The organism is Brevibacillus reuszeri, assembly GCF_002897295.1.
Taxonomy (GTDB): Bacteria; Bacillota; Bacilli; order Brevibacillales; family Brevibacillaceae; genus Brevibacillus; species Brevibacillus reuszeri_A.
In genome coordinates this window covers 1-1,101 of the sequence record NZ_BEXF01000101.1, presented here as the reverse complement: position 1 = coordinate 1,101, position 1,101 = coordinate 1, and the positions used below count along the sequence as shown (strand labels likewise).

Here is a 1,101-nt window from a genome sequence, read left to right as displayed (position 1 = left end):
TGAAAGCAAATAACTGATCGCGCTCTTCTTGAAGGGCTTTATTTTCCTGAATCAGACCGCTCACTGTTTCTTGAAGCTCAGCGATTTGAGAAGTAAAATCCTCAATTGGTTGCTCCACTTCATCAGCCGCAACATCATCCTGCACCTCATCTGCTGTCTCGGCGGCAACCTCACCTTCAGTGAATTCCTCAGCGACTTCTTCACCCTTTTCAGTGAATTCGGTTGCTTCTTCCGCTACATCCTGTTCAGCACTATCTTCTTGAATCCCAGTTTCCGCTGTGTACTCAATAAGCTTTGCTTCCAAATCTTCAGCGGTAATCTCAGAAAGATTAACGCCTTTCTCTGCTATCATCTCTTCTGTGAAAGAATATTTCTCCAGAAGTTCAAGTAACAAATTCACACTCTCACCTTCCTCACTATATTTCTGAACATCATCATCAGTAGATAATGACATCTTCAATTCTTTCAACATAGTAGTGAACTCATGTTTAAAATCGTCTTTGCTGAAGTTAGACGCTGTAATATCAGCTGACTCAAAACATGGCTCAACATCATCGCCTAATATGCAAAGCGCACTAAATACAAAATCCTCAACTACAAACAGCTTATCCTTGTTGAAATCGCCTTTGATAATCTCGATCTCCATACTTTGGCCTTTGCTATTGCTTATTACTTTTGAAGCTTCTGAATATCTTCCAGTCCAAAGGTAAGCACCTTCAATGATTAAGTATTCATTTACTACTCCATCTTTCTCAGCAATAGGCTGCCAATAGATTGTTGCAGATTCAGGTACAACACCATATGGCTTAGTGGTTTGAACGAACTTAATTTCTTGGTCCGTTATCTCTACCTTACCGCCATGAGTACCAAAGTCTTCTTTCTTCTCAAGGAACTCGCCCACAATCGGAATGTTGTAAATCGTAGGCAAAGCACGGTCAACTGATTGCTTGGAAATAAATGATTTATTTCTATTAGCGCCTGCATAAAGTACTTTAATGTTACATTCGGAAAAGAGTGGATTGACTTGTTTAATGTTACTAATAGCAGCATTAAATTTCATGTATCTCACCCCCTTTCCGATACTATTTTACAAGTCATTTC

General features: G+C 39.5%; 1 protein-coding gene. It reads right to left on the bottom strand.

From position 1 onward, the window contains the following. Positions 1-1,060 (bottom strand): hypothetical protein (locus C3B52_RS35580; RefSeq protein WP_103111008.1); only part of this gene is annotated, 1,060 nt, incomplete at its 3' end. Between the last annotated feature and the right edge of the window lie 41 nt (positions 1,061-1,101).